Here is a 13,938-nt window from a genome sequence, read left to right on the forward strand (position 1 = left end):
GATTATTGGGCGCCCTTCATGGGCAGAGGCGGCTTTGAAATGGCTTTGATCGTACAGAAATTTGGAGGCACCTCGGTCGGCACTGTCGAGAGAATCGAGCAGGTCGCCGACAAGGTTAAGAAATTCCGCGATGCCGGCGATGACCTGGTGGTTGTGCTGTCTGCAATGAGCGGCGAGACCAACCGTCTGATCGATCTGGCCAAGCAAATCAGTGGCGAAGATCAACCGGTTCCGCGTGAACTGGACGTGATCGTTTCCACCGGTGAGCAGGTGACGATCGCCCTGTTGGCCATGGCGCTGATCAAGCGCGGTGTGCCGGCGGTGTCGTACACCGGCAACCAGGTGCGGATCCTGACGGACAGCGCGCACAATAAAGCGCGTATCTTGCAGATCGATGACCAGAAGATTCGCGGTGACCTGAAAGCAGGTCGCGTGGTGGTGGTCGCCGGTTTCCAGGGCGTCGACGAGCACGGCAACATCACGACCCTGGGTCGTGGCGGTTCCGACACCACCGGCGTGGCGCTGGCCGCTGCGCTGAAGGCTGATGAGTGCCAGATCTACACCGACGTCGATGGTGTCTATACCACTGACCCGCGCGTGGTATCGGTTGCTCAGCGTCTGGACAAGATCACCTTCGAAGAGATGCTGGAAATGGCCAGCCTCGGTTCCAAGGTGCTGCAGATCCGCGCGGTGGAATTCGCCGGCAAGTACAACGTTCCGCTGCGCGTACTGCACAGCTTCAAGGAGGGTCCGGGCACCCTCATTACTATTGATGAAGAGGAAACCATGGAACAGCCGATCATTTCCGGCATCGCTTTCAACCGCGATGAAGCCAAGCTGACCATCCGTGGCGTGCCAGACACCCCGGGCGTGGCGTTCAAGATTCTCGGCCCGATCAGTGCCGCGAACATCGAAGTCGACATGATCGTGCAGAACGTCGCGCACGATAACACCACCGACTTCACCTTCACCGTGCACCGCAACGACTACCAGTCCGCGCAAACCGTGCTGGAAAACACCGCTCGCGAGATCGGTGCCCGTGAAGTGGTGGGTGACACCAAGATTGCCAAAGTCTCGATCGTCGGCGTCGGCATGCGTTCCCACGCAGGCGTGGCCAGCCGCATGTTTGAATCCCTGGCAAAGGAAAGCATCAACATCCAGATGATCTCGACCTCGGAAATCAAGGTTTCCGTGGTGATCGAAGAGAAGTACCTGGAACTGGCCGTGCGCGCCCTGCACACGGCTTTCGAGCTCGACGCTCCGGCCCGTCAGGGCGAGTGATGCGTTGTCTGAAGGGCGCGGTCTGACCGCGCCCTTTATTTTTTGAATGGCGCGAGCCCCCGAACTGTTCTTTTGCTCGCGCTGGTCAATACTCAGGCATGTAGGGCTACGATCGCTCCGGTTGTAGGTCGGGTGCCTTTTTTTTGCAGACTGTTGTCCCTGAAATGATTCGCGTGAGGAGAAAGGTATGCTGATTCTGACTCGTCGGTGCGCAGAAAGCCTGATTATCGGTGATGGCGAAATCACCGTGACCGTGCTCGGCGTCAAAGGAAATCAAGTGCGTATCGGCGTCAATGCCCCGAAAGAGGTGGCCGTGCACCGTGAAGAAATCTATCTGCGTATAAAGAAAGAGAAGGACGAAGAACCAAGCCATTAATTTTTATCGATTTTTATGTTTGCAAACGGGGAAGAAGGTGGTTAATATACGCCCCGTGTTGCGGAGAGCTGGCCGAGTGGCCGAAGGCGCTCCCCTGCTAAGGGAGTACACCTCAAAAGGGTGTCGGGGGTTCGAATCCCCCGTTCTCCGCCATTATTTGCTTAGTACGTTGTAATCTGGCTTTTTCTGTAAGTTGTTGAATTTATTAGAAAAAGTGGTTGGAATAGAGATTAGACGGGCTATAATGCGGCGCAACAAATGCACTCGTAGCTCAGCTGGATAGAGTACTCGGCTACGAACCGAGCGGTCACAGGTTCGAATCCTGTCGAGTGCACCATTTAAGAGTCAATTACAGCGATGTAAATGACTCGGCTTCAACCAGTTGTGATCTGGTCTAAAAACACAAAATGCACTCGTAGCTCAGCTGGATAGAGTACTCGGCTACGAACCGAGCGGTCACAGGTTCGAATCCTGTCGAGTGCACCATTTAAGAGTTAATTGCAGCAATGCAGATAACTTGGTTACAGCCAGTTGTGGTCTGGTCTAAAAACACAAATTGCACTCGTAGCTCAGCTGGATAGAGTACTCGGCTACGAACCGAGCGGTCACAGGTTCGAATCCTGTCGAGTGCACCATATACCGAAAAGCCCGCGTTTAACGCGGGCTTTTTGCTGTCCTGGATTTGGCTTTTCCTGTCACGCATCCTTTTTCATCAAAATCGATTTGAGCACTGCGCCCTCGCTTGAGGTCGTAACGATAACTCGTTGCCGAATTGCGGATGCTCACCTTGTCGGGTTTGCCCAAAGCGCTTTCAACATCCTGTTGGCTCATGCCGGCGATGATTCGTTGATTGATGATTGCTTCACGCTTTTGTCGCGCGTCGATCAGATCTCCGCATTTGTCCTGGGTGCGCCCGACGACGGCCATTTCTCGCTTTCTGATATTCATACCGGATATTTCTTCATGCCGGGCTTCGGGTATCAGGGTGACTGTCGAGCCAGGGGAGTAGGGGTGAACTTCCTGCAATGAAAGGTGCTCATCGTTCGCGCAGCTCAATGTGGTGAACGTGACGCTGCCATCGGAAGCTTCGCAGCGATGAAGTGTCGTTGCGCTCCCGATGGTGGGCAGGCAGAGCAGGGCGGTCAGCATGAATCGGGATGTTTTCGATGGCATTCGGCGTCCTCCATGACGATCCTTCTCAAGCGTAGCTGGCAGTTTTTTCAGCGCCGGTGTGTTTTCTTTTCAGAATGAGTCGTCGCAGTGTGAAGGATCAGGACAGTGCTTAGCTTTGTCTCGCAAGCGCTTGTTTCAGCCACGATTTTTTAACGTTTAAAACCGTCAGGCGGTGTATCATTGCGCCCGTCAGCCCCGCCGGGGCTTATGGAAAACCTCCATGGACTTACCCAGTAGTTATTCAGTAACCCGTTTTACCAATCATGAATTGACTGATTGATCCTTCCGGCGTGCCCCGCTGCTGGGAGTGGAGTTCGCCTATGTCCGAAATCGAAGTAAAGAAAACACAGGAAAGCCTGCAGGATCGCCTGGCTCAGGTCGTCGAGCTGCTGCAGCGCCAGCGGGTCGTCGAAGACCTGACTCATCGCCAGGAAGGCCCGCATCATGATCGGGTCGAGAACCTGGTCCACCGGCAAAACCTCGTCGAGCTGCAACGCAAGCTCGATGATCTGCACTCCGCCGACGTCGCCTACATTCTTGAAGCCCTGCCGCTGGACGATCGTCTGACGCTCTGGCAACTGGTCAAGGCCGATCGCGACGGCGACATTCTTCTCGAAGTATCCGATTCCGTCCGTGAAACGCTGATCGCCGACATGGACGATCACGAGCTCCTGGCTGCCGCCAAGGACATGGATGCCGACGAACTTGCTGACCTGGCCTCCGAGCTGCCGCGAGACGTCGTCCATGAGCTGATGGAGACTCTGGACCAGCAGCAACGCGAACGTGTGCGTTCGGCTCTCTCCTATGACGAGGAGCAGGTCGGTGCGCTGATGGACTTCGAGATGGTGACCATCCGTGAGGATGTCAGTCTTGAAGTGGTTCTGCGTTACCTGCGTCGTCTGAAAGAGCTGCCGGGCCATACCGACAAACTGTTCGTGGTCGATTACGACGGTGTGCTCAAGGGCGTGCTGCCGATCAAGCGTTTGCTGGTCAATGATCCGGAGAAACAGGTTTCCGAAGTCATGGCGAGTGACCCGGTGAGTTTTCACCCGGACGAAGACGCCTACGACGCCGCTCAGGCGTTCGAACGTTACGACTTGATCTCGGCCCCGGTGGTCGACAAGAACGGCAAGCTGATCGGCCGTCTGACCATCGACGAAATGGTCGACCTGATTCGTGAGGAGAGCGAAAGCGAAGTCCTCAATATGGCGGGTCTGCGTGAAGAGGAAGACATCTTCGCCTCCGTCTGGAAGTCCCTGCGCAACCGTTGGGCGTGGCTGGCGATCAACCTGATCACGGCGTTCGTCGCATCGCGGGTGATCGGCCTGTTCGAAGGTTCGATCGAGAAGCTGGTGGCCTTGGCAGCGCTGATGCCGATCGTGGCGGGCATCGGCGGTAACTCCGGCAACCAGACGATTACCATGATCGTTCGCGCTATGGCCCTCGATCAGGTCAGCACCGGCAATACCTCGCGCCTGATGCGCAAAGAGCTGGCCGTTGCGTTGATCAACGGTTTGGTCTGGGGCGGGGTGATCGGTGTGGTCGCTTACTTGCTCTATGGCAGCTGGTCGCTGGGTGTGGTCATGACGGCCGCCATGACATTGAACCTGCTGCTGGCAGCGTTGATGGGGGTGTTGATCCCGATGACCCTGGCCAAGATGGGGCGCGATCCGGCGATGGGCGCCAGCGTGATGATCACGGCCATGACCGACAGTGGTGGCTTCTTCATCTTCCTGGGGTTGGCGACGATCTTCCTGCTCTGACCGACAGTATTGAAACAGCCCGCCGATTGGCGGGCTTTTTTTCGTCCATGAAAAGCCGAATTGCGGGCAAAAAAAAGCCAGCATTCATGCTGGCTTGAGGTGTTCGGTGTGGCTCAGGATGCGTCTGCGGCCATTTCGGCGTCGTGGGCGATCAGAGAAACCAGTGCGTTCTGCTGGCGATGGGAGAGTTGGCGGAAGCGTTGCAGCAACTCGCGTTCGTGCAGCGACAGCTCCGGGCTGTCCAGGCGCATGCTCAGCTCTTCGCCCAGTGCACCTTCCTGAATAAGACTCTGCTCAAGGCGCGCAATGATCTCGGAGTTCATGCTGCGATGATGATTGCGAGCCACCTCGGCAATGCGTTCACGCATTCCGTCTGGCAGACGTACGACGAACTTGTCAGCCGTACGGCTGGAATAAATTGCCTGTTTCAATGGGCGCATATATTTAACCGGTTAGTTCAGGGGAGCGGTTCTCGGGATTGGCCGCAGGATGTGTTCTAGGACAAGCATCCGCGCCAAATGGTTCAACCTGAATTGTTAAGAGGCGCGCATCATGCCTCAAAATTGCCAGATCATTGGCGTCAATTCTGTGACAAATATTGATCCGGGTAAAGGCGTAATGCCAGCACCAATTATCAGAAATGCGGACTGGTTTGAAAAGAAAGCATCTGCCCGTATTGCTGACCGCGTCCTGAAACACGTCGTCTGATGCCCGAAGACGTCAGAACGTGCATGCTATGCAGGTTGAATCGTTGTTCCTTACCTTGTACAGGATAGTGGCAAATGGCCGATTTACTAGGGGCAAATGTCCGCCGGAGGGCGTTTTCAGGATGGATGGCAGGCTGATTTACCTCATGGGACCTTCCGGCTCCGGCAAGGACAGTCTGATCGAGGCAGCGCGTGAGCCTTTAAGGGCGTTGAACTGCGAAATCATCAGGCGAGTGATCACCCGTTCGGCCGAATCCGTGGGTGAGGATGCAATCGGTGTGGCGCCGCAGGAGTTCGAGCGACGTCAGCGTGCCGGCGAGTTTTCACTGGCGTGGCAGGCTAACGGTCTCGCCTACGGCATTCCGGTGGAAATGGATCAATGGCTGAAAACCGGCAAACACGTCCTGGTAAACGGCTCTCGGGCAAACCTTCGACAAGCGCTGGAAAGTTACCCGACTTTGGTGCCGGTGTTGCTGACAGTTCGGGAGGATGTTCTGCGTGAGCGCCTGCTCCGGCGTGGCCGGGAGACGCTTGACCAGATCGATGCGAGGCTGGCGCGCAATACGCTGTTCAAGGACAGGCGTTCAACTGATAGTCCTGTGCACCTGATCGACAACTCGGGCGCTCTGGCCGATGCAGTCAATCATCTACTGGAGCTGGTCAGGTTCAGCGCAATACCGGATCAAACTTGATCTTGCGCCCGGCCACCAGTGCCAATACGAACAGCGCCGAAAAGACGCCGCAACCGATCAGGGCCAGGGATATTTCGGTTTCCTCGAACAGCGAAAAATGCCCGAGGCCACTCAATAAGGCGAGGATCAGAAATCCTGCAGCTGACTTGGACATGCTGTACTCCTGAAGATATTTCAAAAAACCAGACGTTCAGTCGAATGCGTCGGCAACGCCTGTTCAGACTCGCTGACTGCTTGCGGGGCAAAGCTCTTATCGCTCAACACCGCCCATTGCGGCGCCTTCTGCACTTGCAGGTAGTGCGGCATGCGTCCGGCCACTTTTTCGTTATCCGCGGGGGCGAAGTGAAAGCCGACCAGAACGGCCAATGCGATTGCATTTGCGAACACGAGGGCGCTGTTCATGAGACGAGTCTCCGATTGTTCTTGTATAAGAACCGGTAAAGCAGCCGTCGTGCCAATAGTCTAACCGCTGTTAAGTCCTTTAAAAACAAGCATTTAGCAGGGTTTTTCGGATGTGCCGCATTGCATTTTGCAATGGTGGCTTTTTGCGGCGATGCAAATTGCACGGTAAAACGTCCGGCACCCTTGCAAGGCGCCTGCCTACACTTAAAAAGCCCTGCGGACGACATGACAAAACAGGGCCCGGCCGTTAACATGCACGCCGTCTGTCGCACCGACAGATTTGTGTCCCAGTAGCTCAATTGGATAGAGCATCCCCCTCCTAAGGGGAAGGTTGGCAGTTCGAACCTGCCCTGGGACACCATCTATTGAAAAAGCCCCGCGCAGAGTGATCTGGCGGGGCTTTTTTTGTCGCGAGTTTACAAGCGGAAGCGACTGACCAGGGTGTTGAACGACGCCGCCAGGTTGGACAGTTCCTGGGTCGAGGCGCTGGTCTGATGCGCGCCTGCCGCCGTCTGGGTGGAGAGATCCTGGATGTTGACCAGATTTCGGTCCACTTCCCGAGCTACGTGTGCCTGTTCTTCCGAGGCTGTGGCGATGACGAGGTTGCGATCATTGATCTGCGAGATGCCGTCGGCGATCAGCTCCAATGCCTGGCCGGTCGCTTGCGCCAGTGACTGGGTTTCGCTGACCAGCGCCTGGCTTTTCCCCATGGCGCCGACGGCTTCGTCTGCACTGTTGCGAACGTCGTTGATCATGCCTTCGATTTCCCCTGTCGAAGCCTGGGTTCTTGCCGCCAGGGCTCGTACCTCGTCGGCGACCACGGCAAAACCTCGACCTTGCTCACCCGCGCGCGCAGCCTCGATGGCGGCGTTAAGCGCCAGTAGATTGGTTTGCTCGGCAATCCCCCGGATCACATCGAGAACTTTGCCGATGTCTCGAACTTTCTCCGCCAGATCCTTGACCATGGTGGTGGAGGTGGCGATTTCCGTGGTTGCATGGTTGATCGCGGCAACGGCGTTTCGCGCTTGATCGCGTCCGTTACTGGCTTCCCGGCTGGTGGTCTGGGAGGCCTCGGAGGTGGATACCGCATTGCGCGCAACTTCCTCCACGGCGGAGGTCATTTCCGTGACAGCCGTCGCTGCCTGCTGGATCTCGTCGTTCTGACGAATCAGTCCGCGGCTTCCATTGTCTGTGACGGCGGTGAGTTCTTCGGCAGCGGAAGCCAGTTGATCCGCCGCGCTGGCGATCTGCTGAATAGTGCTTTTCAGACTGCCCTGCATCTCGGCCAGGGCCGTGAGCAACTGGCCGGCCTCGTCGCGGCCGGTGCTGACGATGTTTTGAGTCAAGTCGCCCCCAGCGATGCTTCGGGCGCTTTCAACGGCTTTGGAGATGGGGCGGCTGATCAGTCGGCTGATGAACAGGCCAAGCAAAATCGCCGCGACGAAGGCCAGCACGATGCCGATGTACAGCGAGGTCTTGGCGGAGGACTCCGTCAGAACCGATCGTTTTGCGGCTTCGCTGACCTGCATGTCGTTGGAGTTGGTCATGATGGTCAATTCGTCCATGACGACGCGATAGTTTTTCTGCAGGTCGCCGAGCAGCAGTTCGCGGCCATTTTCCAGGTCGCCGGCCTTCATCAGGCCCAGATACCTTTGCACGATCGCCTGGTAAACGGGCCAGGCTTTCTCCATCCGGTCGCCCGCCGCACGTTCGTCGTCGGCAAGCTCGGTTTTCCGGTATTCGGCAAAGGCTTTTTCGCTCGCCAACTGGTTGGCGCTCATCGAGGCGAGAAATTCGTCTTTGGTGCTCTGGGGCAGGTTGGCGGCAGTGGCGACGTAAAGCCGATACATGTCACGGGTCTGTCCGACAGCCTTGATTTTGGTCTGCGCAATGTTGGCGACGGCGACGAGGTTGTTACCGAACACCGATCTGAGGCTTGTCGAGAGTTCGGTCACTCCCCGGCTTCCCAGCAGGCCCACCCCCAGGGTGATGAAGGCGCACGCCGCGAAGGCCGTGATCAATTTCGTGGAAAGTCTTGCGTCATTCAACCAACTCATAAGGGGCATCCTGCTGACATGTGGGGGCGGGTCAATATCGAGCGCAGCTCGTAAGCAAATGGCTTGTCGTCGTACATCTTTCGGCTGCGGAGTCCACAACTGTAGGGTTACCAGTTGTTTCTTATCTAAATATATTCCGCATTAAACCCCCTTGTAACCAGCGTTCTAGAGCATTCAGCACATACATACAAAAGATGGCACTTGGCCTTTTCTATTTGTTGCCAAGTGTTACATTGTGTGGAATATTCCAATAAATACGTACGACATCGTACCTCTTCGTCCTTGTCGCTCAAGATGACGAGGACGCTGTGTTCGTGATTTCCAGAACCGTGAAAAAAAAGAACGAAGCAGCCTAGGGTAGGACTCATGTCGCGTCGCATTGATAAAGGGAAACGCAGGGGGTACGCCTCTGCCGGATTGGTTACGCTGCTGATCGCCATAGCTGGCACCGCGTACGGCGAGACGCTCGACAGCACGGCCTCGGCGGGCAAGCGTCTGGCGGTAGCCGCTGACTGTGTGGCTTGTCATACGGCGCCAGGCGGCAAGGCTTTTGCGGGCGGCTATCCGCTCGGCTCACCGATGGGCACGATCTACTCGACCAACATCACGCCTTCGAAAACGGCGGGCATCGGCAATTACACGTCTGAGCAATTCGCCCGTGCGGTGCGTGACGGGGTGGCGGCCGATGGCACTCGGCTTTACCCGGCGATGCCCTACACCTCCTATTCGAAGATGACCGACAGCGACATTGCTGCGCTCTACGACTACTTCATGCATGAAGTAGCGCCGGTCGATACGCCGAACCAGAAAACCGCTCTGGATTTCCCGTTCAATATCCGCGCATCGATGATTGGCTGGAACGCGCTGTTCCACAGCAAAACACGCTTTACGCCGGATCCGGCCAAGTCTGCCGAGGTCAACCGTGGCGACTATCTGGTCAACGGCCTGGCTCACTGCGATACCTGCCATACACCGCGCAATGTCCTGATGGCTGCCGACAGCGCAAAACCGTTGGCCGGCGGATCACTGGGCAGTTGGTATGCCCCCAATATCACTTCCGACAAAGTCAGCGGCATCGGTGCCTGGTCGAGCGACGAGATCGTGGCCTATCTGCGTACCGGTCACGTCGAGGGCAAGGCCCAGGCGGCAGGCCCAATGGCCGAGGCGGTGGAGAACAGTCTGCAGCATCTGAGCGATGTGGATCTCAAAGCCATCGCGGCCTATCTGTTGCAGACCACGCCGATCAAGACCGGGGAGAGCAAGGCCCGGCACGAGTACGGTCAGGCTTCGGTCGATGAGTTGACGCTGCGCGGAGGCAAACCGGGGGATAACCCGGGCTGGCACATATTCAGTGGCACTTGCGCCAACTGCCATCAGCCGAACGGTCAAGGCACGCGGGAATACCCATCGCTGTTTCACAACACCGCCACCAGTCGCAGCGACAACCTGATCGCGACCATCGTGTACGGCGTGCATCGTGAAGTCGACGGTGTGGCCATCGACATGCCGGGTTTCGGCCCTGACGCGCTGTTCACCGACCGCCTGAACGACCAGCAGATTGCCGACGTCAGCAACTACGTGCTGTCGCGCTACGGCAATGCCGACACGATTGTCACCGCCGCCGATGTGGCACAGGTACGCAACGGTGGGCCCCAGGCGCCGCTGGCAGTAATGGCGAAGTTTACGACCCCGGTCATCATTCTCGTGTGCGTGTTGATGGGCCTGGGCGCATGGGCCTTGATTGCACGTCGGCGCAAGGAGGCTTGAGTAATGGACACTTCAATGACGCACAAACACGAAAAAACGCAAATCGAAAGCTCGGCCGGGCTCACTCGCCGCAATCTGTTGCGCGGTTCCGTGACGCTGGGCCTGGCCGCGATGATCGGCAGTGCGCTGCCTTGGCAATCGTTGATGGCAGCGCAGGTTTCGAGTGACGATTTCATTGCGCTGTCGCAGTTTCTGGTCAGCCGTGCGGTCAATCCGGTTCTGGCCGGTCGTTATTACGCTGCGCTGGACAAGCGCGCGCCGAATTTCTCGACCAACGTGATTGCCTTGAAGCAATTGATCGGCGCACAGGGTTACAAGCATGTCGATGAATACCTGGCGCAGCCGAATCCGGATCCGTCGCTGCGGGCCACGGCCACCAGCATCATTTCCGCCTGGTATCTGGGCGTCGTCGGTGAGCCGGCGGATGCCGAGTTGATCAGCTATTCCCTCGCCATGATGTATCAGCCCACTCACGGCATTCTCATCATTCCAACCTACGGTGGCGGCCCGGATTCATGGGGTCCCAAACCAGCAGTCATTCAGGACTCGACAGTATGAGCAGCGATCAATTCGACGCCGATGTGGTGATCATCGGTTCCGGTGTCATGGGCGGTCTGATCGCCACGGGCCTGGCCAAAGCGAACAAGTCGGTGATCGTGCTCGAGGCCGGTCCCCGGGTGAATCGCCGTGATGTGGTGGAAACATTCCGCAATGCCCCGGTGAAACTCTCGCTGGCCAATGCCAAGCTGCAGGGCGCGGGGTCGCCCTATCCGAGCCTGCCTCACGCGCCGTCGACCTACGGCGACTATTTGCAGCAGGTAGGGCCAGTGAAATACAACACTTCTTACTTGCGTGTGGTGGGCGGCACCACCTGGCACTTCGGTTCCTCGCTGTGGCGCATGCTGCCCAACGATTTTCGTCTCAAGTCGCTGTATGGCCGTGGTCGTGACTGGCCTATCAGTTATGACGAACTGGAACCGTATTACGCTCGGGCTGAAATCGAACTGGGCGTTTCCGGTGTCGACGGCCAGGACGAAAGCGGGCAGGGCGGGGACGCCTATCCGCCGCGCTCGATTCCCTATCCGATGGAGGGCCTTAAACCGAGCTACATGTTCAAGCGCCTTTCCGAATTGCTCAGCAAGGGCGGGTATAACCCGATCCTCGAGCCGAATGGCCGGGCGACCCGCCCCTATGGCAAACGGCCTCCCTGTGCCGGCAACAACAACTGCAACCCGGTGTGCCCGATTGCAGCCAAGTACGACGGTTCGATGCACATTGATGAAGCCGAGCGCCATGGCGCCAAGGTGCTGGACAACTCTGTCGTCTACAAGATCGAGGCGGGCGACGACGGCAAGATCACCGCGATCTGGTACATGCGCCCCGACAAGTCCAAACACAAACTGACCGCCCGGGCCTTTGTACTGGCGGCGTACGGTATCGAGTCGCCGAAGCTGCTGTTGATGTCGACCTCGGAAAAGTACCCGAACGGGATTGCCAACTCCTCGGATCAGGTCGGGCGCAACCTGATGGACCACACCGGCATCAGCATGAACGTCATGACCAAGGAAGACATGTGGCCGGGCGAAGGGCCGACGCAATTGCTGGTCTATCTGAACAGCCGCGATGGTGCGTTTCGCAACGATTACCCGAGCTACAAGATCAAGGTGCGCAACACCGTGCCGACGTCGCAGATCACTTCGAACCTGATTGCCAAAGGCGTGCTGGGCTCGAAGCTCGATGAGCAGATCCGCCTGCAATCGGCGCGCTCCCTGAACTGGGCCGTCGATTTCGAAACCTTGCCGCTGCCGGAAAACCGGGTCACCCCGAGCAAGACCAAGTTCGACGCCATCGGTCTGCCGGTTCCCGAGATCTACTACAGCGTTCCCGACTACTGGCACGCCGGTAAAGAGAAGGCGCTGGAAGACTTCAAGCAGTTTGCAAAACTGCTCGACGCCGACATCCTCAGCACCGACACGGGCTTCCAGAATCGGCAGCACATCATGGGCACCACCATCATGGGCGATGATCCGAAAGACTCGGTGGTAGACCGCGATTGCCGCAGTCACGACCATTCGAACCTGTTCATCGCAGGCACGAGCGTCATGCCATCGTCCTCCTGCGTGAACCCGACGCTGACAGGTGCGGCATTGAGTATTCGGATTGCCGATGTGTTGGTGGCGGAGGTCTGAGAAGCGCCCTGAAGTGAAAAGCCCCACGCAGAGAAATCTGGTGGGGCTTTTTTGTATTTCGAAAGGCGCGAAGCTTTAGAAATTATCAGCTCCGCCTTCGGTTTTGCCGACTGACGTGCTGACCTGGGTGATATGTCGGCGCCCGTTCACTGAATAACTGCGCTGCGGATCTTCGGACTCCGGCTTGCGCATCAACAGTACCGCAGGAAGACCGTTTTTTTCGTCGTAGGTACCGAACCAGTTGATCAGTCGTGCGACATAACAATCATCACCAATGATCACGGGGAAGTCGGCGACAGGTTCGATTGCGTAGTAGCTCGCACCGTAGCCGTAGTACTCCTCAATGTCCTTGGCAGATTGCGGGATGGGACAGAGCGGTTTTTTCTGCTGTCCCGTCATCCCCGCATTTGCGTCCAGACCGGTCACAGCTTTGGCGAGCAACTTCTGCAGGGACGGTTCCAGTTCGTAGGCTTTATCGCTGTCCTCGATGTACTGAGTGTGTGGAACCGTTAGTTGGTAGTCATAGCGCACGCTGACTGTCGGCACTTGCCTGTTGACCTTCAGAGGATTGAGCAGATAGACCTGATCTTCGCCGTAGCTGCCGTTCTGGTAGGCGAAATAGATTTTTCCGCGAGCACCGATCAGGTACACGGCCTGATTGGCACCGCGGTCATTGGTATAGAAAAGGACGCTGTCGTTACTGTTCTGAGGGACGAACTCAGCAGTTCTCCTGATAAATCTGCCGTCACTCCGACGCCAGGTTTCCGTGTAATGAAACATCCCGGTGCCGCCGGAGTAGGTTTCCACGATGAGATCGCGCTGACCGTCCCCATCCAGATCCATCAGGGTGTAAGAGGTTTGGCCGGACTCTGCGGCTCCCTTGATGTCGGATGCTTGCAGTGCTTTCCACTCGTCTTGCGTGACATCTTTGGGGATGGTCGTGGGGAAGAGCGGTTGCTCATCCTCATCCAGCTCGGCTGAAAACGAGCTGCCGATGGAGCCAAGGGTCAGAGAATCCAGCGCCCGCTCCAGCGCAAACTCCGGACTCTCCTTGCTCATCTCCCGAACCCGCTGCTGCAGATCCTCCATGACCTGTTTATCGATCTCGTCCGGTTTGTAGGCCACCGCGTCGATCCACTGCGCGTGCAAGACCTGCAAACGATCCTGATAACGCTGGCTCAGGCAACTGACCTCCTCGCCACATCCATCACGCTCCCTGAGCCACTGGCGCTGAGCCTTTTTCACTTCGGCCTGCTCCGGGGCAGCTTTCATCAACTTCCGATAAGCCGCCCCCATCTGCGCATCCAGCTCATACAACGGCTTGTCCGCGCAAATCGCTTTCTCCACAACACTCGCAGCCTTTGTGCAGTCCATTCCGCTCGCCAGTGCCTGCTGAAAAAACAGCAGCGCACAGGCCGATACGATGTAGCGTCCCTTGATGTACACGATGAATCCTTTGCCATTGGAAGGTGAGAACCGCCGCGCAGGGTAATCCTTGCGCAACGAATCTTGAACCCCCGCTTCAAGAGAA

General features: G+C 57.2%; 13 protein-coding genes and 5 tRNA genes. 12 read left to right on the forward strand and 6 right to left on the reverse strand.

Annotated elements, in window-relative coordinates; translation table 11 throughout:
- Window positions 1–39 precede the first annotated feature (39 nt).
- From CAF80_RS23265 to CAF80_RS23290, 6 genes are all read left to right on the forward strand, one after another.
- Window positions 40–1,281, forward strand: coding sequence for an aspartate kinase (locus tag CAF80_RS23265; RefSeq protein WP_007951048.1), 1,242 nt, complete (start codon window positions 40–42; stop codon window positions 1,279–1,281).
- 187 nt (window positions 1,282–1,468) lie between these two features.
- Window positions 1,469–1,657, forward strand: coding sequence for a carbon storage regulator CsrA (gene csrA, locus CAF80_RS23270; protein WP_002554426.1), 189 nt, complete (start codon window positions 1,469–1,471; stop codon window positions 1,655–1,657).
- Between the two features lie 62 nt (window positions 1,658–1,719).
- Window positions 1,720–1,810: transfer RNA gene (locus tag CAF80_RS23275), tRNA-Ser, on the forward strand.
- Window positions 1,811–1,917: 107 nt separating this feature from the next.
- Window positions 1,918–1,994, forward strand: a tRNA-Arg gene (locus CAF80_RS23280).
- Window positions 1,995–2,066: 72 nt separating this feature from the next.
- Window positions 2,067–2,143, forward strand: a tRNA-Arg gene (locus CAF80_RS23285).
- Between the two features lie 72 nt (window positions 2,144–2,215).
- Window positions 2,216–2,292: transfer RNA gene (locus CAF80_RS23290), tRNA-Arg, on the forward strand.
- Window positions 2,293–2,311: 19 nt separating this feature from the next.
- On the opposite strand, the gene CAF80_RS23295 is transcribed toward CAF80_RS23290, so the two are convergent.
- Window positions 2,312–2,830: a SmpA/OmlA family hypothetical protein gene (locus CAF80_RS23295; protein ID WP_039772082.1), complete on the reverse strand. Its 519-nt coding sequence runs from the start codon at window positions 2,828–2,830 to the stop codon at window positions 2,312–2,314.
- A gap of 320 nt (window positions 2,831–3,150) precedes the next feature.
- On the opposite strand from CAF80_RS23295, the gene mgtE reads away from it, so the two are divergent.
- Complete coding sequence (gene mgtE, locus CAF80_RS23300; protein WP_007960287.1) at window positions 3,151–4,593, forward strand: magnesium transporter; 1,443 nt, start codon at window positions 3,151–3,153, stop codon at window positions 4,591–4,593.
- Between the two features lie 113 nt (window positions 4,594–4,706).
- On the opposite strand, the gene CAF80_RS23305 is transcribed toward mgtE, so the two are convergent.
- Window positions 4,707–5,033, reverse strand: coding sequence for an Arc family DNA-binding protein (locus CAF80_RS23305; RefSeq protein WP_003178899.1), 327 nt, complete (start codon window positions 5,031–5,033; stop codon window positions 4,707–4,709).
- A 389-nt stretch (window positions 5,034–5,422) separates the two neighbouring features.
- On the opposite strand from CAF80_RS23305, the gene phnN reads away from it, so the two are divergent.
- Window positions 5,423–5,992 carry a phosphonate metabolism protein/1,5-bisphosphokinase (PRPP-forming) PhnN gene (gene phnN / locus CAF80_RS23310; RefSeq protein WP_085668031.1) on the forward strand — a complete coding sequence of 190 codons (570 nt, stop codon included), beginning with the start codon at window positions 5,423–5,425 and terminating at the stop codon, window positions 5,990–5,992.
- On the opposite strand, the gene CAF80_RS23315 is transcribed toward phnN, so the two are convergent.
- Entirely contained in the window at window positions 5,967–6,146 is a 180-nt protein-coding gene (locus CAF80_RS23315) for a PA3371 family protein (protein WP_039772086.1), read from the reverse strand. The genes phnN and CAF80_RS23315 overlap by 26 nt on opposite strands.
- A 20-nt stretch (window positions 6,147–6,166) precedes the next feature.
- Window positions 6,167–6,394: a hypothetical protein gene (locus tag CAF80_RS23320; RefSeq protein ID WP_064598789.1), complete on the reverse strand. Its 228-nt coding sequence runs from the start codon at window positions 6,392–6,394 to the stop codon at window positions 6,167–6,169.
- Window positions 6,395–6,678: 284 nt separating this feature from the next.
- Here CAF80_RS23320 and CAF80_RS23325 point away from each other — a divergent pair.
- Window positions 6,679–6,755 (forward strand) — tRNA-Arg (locus CAF80_RS23325).
- Between the two features lie 55 nt (window positions 6,756–6,810).
- Here the strand turns inward: CAF80_RS23325 and CAF80_RS23330 are convergent.
- On the reverse strand, window positions 6,811–8,451 hold the full coding sequence (locus tag CAF80_RS23330; RefSeq protein WP_085647364.1) for a methyl-accepting chemotaxis protein: 1,641 nt from the start codon (window positions 8,449–8,451) through the stop codon (window positions 6,811–6,813).
- A gap of 366 nt (window positions 8,452–8,817) precedes the next feature.
- On the opposite strand from CAF80_RS23330, the gene CAF80_RS23335 reads away from it, so the two are divergent.
- From CAF80_RS23335 to CAF80_RS23345, 3 genes are read left to right on the forward strand one after another with little or no spacing between them, the layout of a single operon-like run.
- Complete coding sequence (locus CAF80_RS23335; protein WP_085668003.1) at window positions 8,818–10,218, forward strand: cytochrome c; 1,401 nt, start codon at window positions 8,818–8,820, stop codon at window positions 10,216–10,218.
- Window positions 10,219–10,221: 3 nt separating this feature from the next.
- Window positions 10,222–10,776 carry a sugar dehydrogenase complex small subunit gene (locus CAF80_RS23340; RefSeq protein WP_085668004.1) on the forward strand — a complete coding sequence of 185 codons (555 nt, stop codon included), beginning with the start codon at window positions 10,222–10,224 and terminating at the stop codon, window positions 10,774–10,776.
- Window positions 10,773–12,407, forward strand: coding sequence for a GMC family oxidoreductase (locus CAF80_RS23345; protein WP_039772094.1), 1,635 nt, complete (start codon window positions 10,773–10,775; stop codon window positions 12,405–12,407). Before CAF80_RS23340 ends, CAF80_RS23345 begins: the two co-directional genes overlap by 4 nt.
- Before the next feature lie 75 nt (window positions 12,408–12,482).
- On the opposite strand, the gene CAF80_RS23350 is transcribed toward CAF80_RS23345, so the two are convergent.
- Window positions 12,483–13,853, reverse strand: coding sequence for a lysozyme inhibitor LprI family protein (locus CAF80_RS23350; RefSeq protein WP_085668005.1), 1,371 nt, complete (start codon window positions 13,851–13,853; stop codon window positions 12,483–12,485).
- Window positions 13,854–13,938: the final 85 nt, after the last annotated feature.

It is taken from the genome of Pseudomonas sp. B34(2017) (assembly GCF_002112915.1).
In the GTDB taxonomy this organism is placed as follows: Bacteria; Pseudomonadota; Gammaproteobacteria; order Pseudomonadales; family Pseudomonadaceae; genus Aquipseudomonas; species Aquipseudomonas pharyngis.